At 40.5% G+C, this 2,507-nt stretch carries 5 protein-coding genes; 4 read left to right on the top strand and 1 reads right to left on the bottom strand.

What is annotated here, in order from left to right:
* Positions 1-758: 758 nt before the first annotated feature.
* Genes AAAT87_RS15235 through AAAT87_RS15220 form a run of 4 tightly spaced genes read left to right on the top strand, consistent with a single transcriptional unit; the run spans position 759 to position 2,155 of the window.
* The gene (locus AAAT87_RS15235; RefSeq protein WP_349226905.1) at positions 759-1,358 is read left to right on the top strand and encodes a hypothetical protein; all 600 of its coding nucleotides are present in this window, start codon (positions 759-761) and stop codon (positions 1,356-1,358) included.
* Positions 1,334-1,513, top strand: coding sequence for a thioredoxin domain-containing protein (locus tag AAAT87_RS15230; RefSeq protein ID WP_296973801.1), 180 nt, complete (start codon positions 1,334-1,336; stop codon positions 1,511-1,513). Before AAAT87_RS15235 ends, AAAT87_RS15230 begins: the two co-directional genes overlap by 25 nt.
* Position 1,514: 1 nt before the next feature.
* Positions 1,515-1,853 (top strand): hypothetical protein, encoded by a 339-nt coding sequence (locus AAAT87_RS15225; RefSeq protein ID WP_349226904.1) that lies wholly within the window; start codon positions 1,515-1,517, stop codon positions 1,851-1,853.
* Positions 1,850-2,155, top strand: a complete 306-nt coding sequence (locus AAAT87_RS15220; RefSeq protein ID WP_296973809.1) for a hypothetical protein — start codon at positions 1,850-1,852, stop codon at positions 2,153-2,155. The genes AAAT87_RS15225 and AAAT87_RS15220 overlap by 4 nt, the downstream gene beginning before the upstream one ends.
* Before the next feature lie 101 nt (positions 2,156-2,256).
* Here AAAT87_RS15220 and AAAT87_RS15215 read toward each other — a convergent pair.
* Positions 2,257-2,507, bottom strand: a 251-nt coding sequence (locus AAAT87_RS15215; RefSeq protein ID WP_349226903.1) for a hypothetical protein, incomplete at its 5' end; no start/stop codon positions are given.

Genomic DNA, 2,507 nt, shown 5'->3' with positions numbered 1-2,507 from the left:
AGGGTTAATAATTAATTTTTTGACGATGCAAAGGTACGGCTTTTTTAGGGAACCGCCAAAAATCAGGGTGTGATAAGGGCCGATTTTCAGCAGCTTTCAATTTGAAACTACGTTAATAATCCTAACTCGTAAGATAAAGAAGAGAGAAATATAGAGTTGCTGGTAGAAAAACATAGAGATTCAGTCTAAACTACTATTAAATAATCATTTAACCCATTATAAGGCGTCTGTCCGTTCTTCCTCGAAAATCGTACTCAATTACTCAGTTACTCAATTACTCAGTTTTATTCTGCCCGTATGTTTCTTCCTGTATAGATAGTATATTATATATTTATATTATAAATATATAATATAAAAAATATACTTTCAATTTGTAACCAAGTTGCAGGTATAGGGGTCTAGAAATAAACTGAGTAATTGAGTAACTGAGTAATTGAGTCAAACCGGGCCAAATCCTAGGTTCGTGTCAGTATCAACAGATAATCTCCGTGTGGCTTCTTTCTATGTAAATAAAACTGCAAGGATGCCTCTCAAAAAAACGCTGGACTAATGAAGTTGTAGGCTGTGGGCTGATTGAACTTTATTTTGAAATAATATCTGGGTAATATAAAAAATAGTGATTTTTTTTGGAGGTTAAAATAAAAATATAACTTTTGCACCATAATAAAAACTAACAAGAACGGAAAGCCCCACCTGATGATGAGACTGAGCGCTCAAAACCGGGTGGGGCTTTTCGTACCTATAAAAATTAACAAAGTATGAAAACAATTGAAGAAGAAATCGACGAATACTTCGTCAGACCTTTAACGAAAATATTTGATGGTGGAGAAGCTCCTGAAGGCTGGAACATTCGCGAAAAGGCAGAAGAATACAATCGCTTTTTCCATGACCAGATGTGGATGATAAAGTTTCACCACAGGATGAAACCTATCTATTGGCGTCTTCTGTCGGGTGACTATTCCGAGAGTACCGATTTTTCTGATGTGCTTTATCCTGTATCCTTATGGATGTATGCCTATGATGAGCTTGGTAAACTCGTAGGCGAGCATAATATAATGGATCTTCTGAATTCTGCATATTGCAGATCGGGCGGACTATATAATTTCTTCCATTTATTGCGATGCATTATGGACCAGTCTTATCGTCCATATATCAAGCAATGGCCAGAGAATGCAATTGATAAGGAGATAGAGAAACTGGAGGTTAGCGGTGATAGTGAGCGTGGAGAAATGCTGTGCGTTTTGTCGGCCTACCTGATGATAGAGCACACGGATTTGTCTGAAAAGCATAAGGATTTTCTGGAGGAACAGCTGGAGCAAAACTGGCAAGACACATGGCAAAACTGGAGGATATCTTGAAGACTACTTTACAGAGAGAAGATTTGGACGAATTGTGCAACATCATCTTTGGCTCTGATTTTGAGGAGATGATGAAGACTAGATACATGAGTTATGACGAGCTGGATAAGCAGCGAAGGGAGTTACAGGATTCTGTGGGGGGAGTTATCTTCTGAAATGGAGAAGGTTACGAAGAAATTTGCCGAGGCTGTAGAGTCGCGCGTGCCAGTTGATTTGATAGAGACACAGTTGCTGCGTCTGGATCCTTCCACGGCATCAGCCATCTTTGGTAATCTATCTCTCCTCCTGGCAAAAGACCCGGCATGGGCTAAGATTCAGCCAGTGCTGTCTGAGAAAATCATGCAGAAATTCAAGCCGCAAACTCCGGTTGTAAATTGCGGAGCTTATTATGGTGAAGGTGCGATGCATGAAGATCATAGTAGTCAGGTCTATCTGGCTCCAGAAAGTAATGCTTCAAATAAAATGATGTTGGATTCTAAAACAAATAGACAATGAATGCATATTATGAGGATGGGGCCGTACACAACGACCATCATAAGGAGTTAACTATCGGGGGAAACGTAACGGCTGAAGCCCTCAAGCAAATCATTGCAGAATTCTTTGATGATGATTCTGATTCCGAAGGATGCCAACCGGTGGATGATGCGAAAAAAAGTGCTTCTCCGGCTGCCGGAAGAGTGGCTGAGGTGCTCTTTCCCGATAAGAATGGCGAGAAGGATGTGAACCTGACAGAGAAAATGGCGCATGCTTTCGTAAACTATCTCAAGTTGCATCATATCTCCAATGAGTCGAAATGAAGATTACACAGAAATCGTATGGTGATTATATCAGAAAAAAGATTATCGCAGGTCATATTGATGTTGATGTGGAGGTAAGTGTTGAGGACTATATGAAGTCGCTAGAAGATTGAAGCTTTCCGCCGAATAGTGGATGCCGTTTGACGTAAAGAAAATAATTGTGTCTCTGTAAGATATTGATATAGAGGGGCAAGACGATGGTTTTGCCCCTCTATTGTTTCCGCCGAATTCAATTTGGCGCATTCGGCGGAAAAGGCGTAACGGAGTATTCTTTCTACTTTTGCCCCAGATTTCAGAACGATACCGGTTCTGAGGTCTGGGGCTTTTGCGTTTTCTATCGCCAGGATGCTGG

The sequence above is a fragment of the Segatella sinensis genome, from assembly GCF_040095255.1.
Lineage (GTDB): Bacteria > Bacteroidota > Bacteroidia > Bacteroidales > Bacteroidaceae > Prevotella > Prevotella sinensis.
Note: the sequence above shows the minus strand (reverse complement) of the source record. Positions and strands in the feature narration are given on the sequence as shown.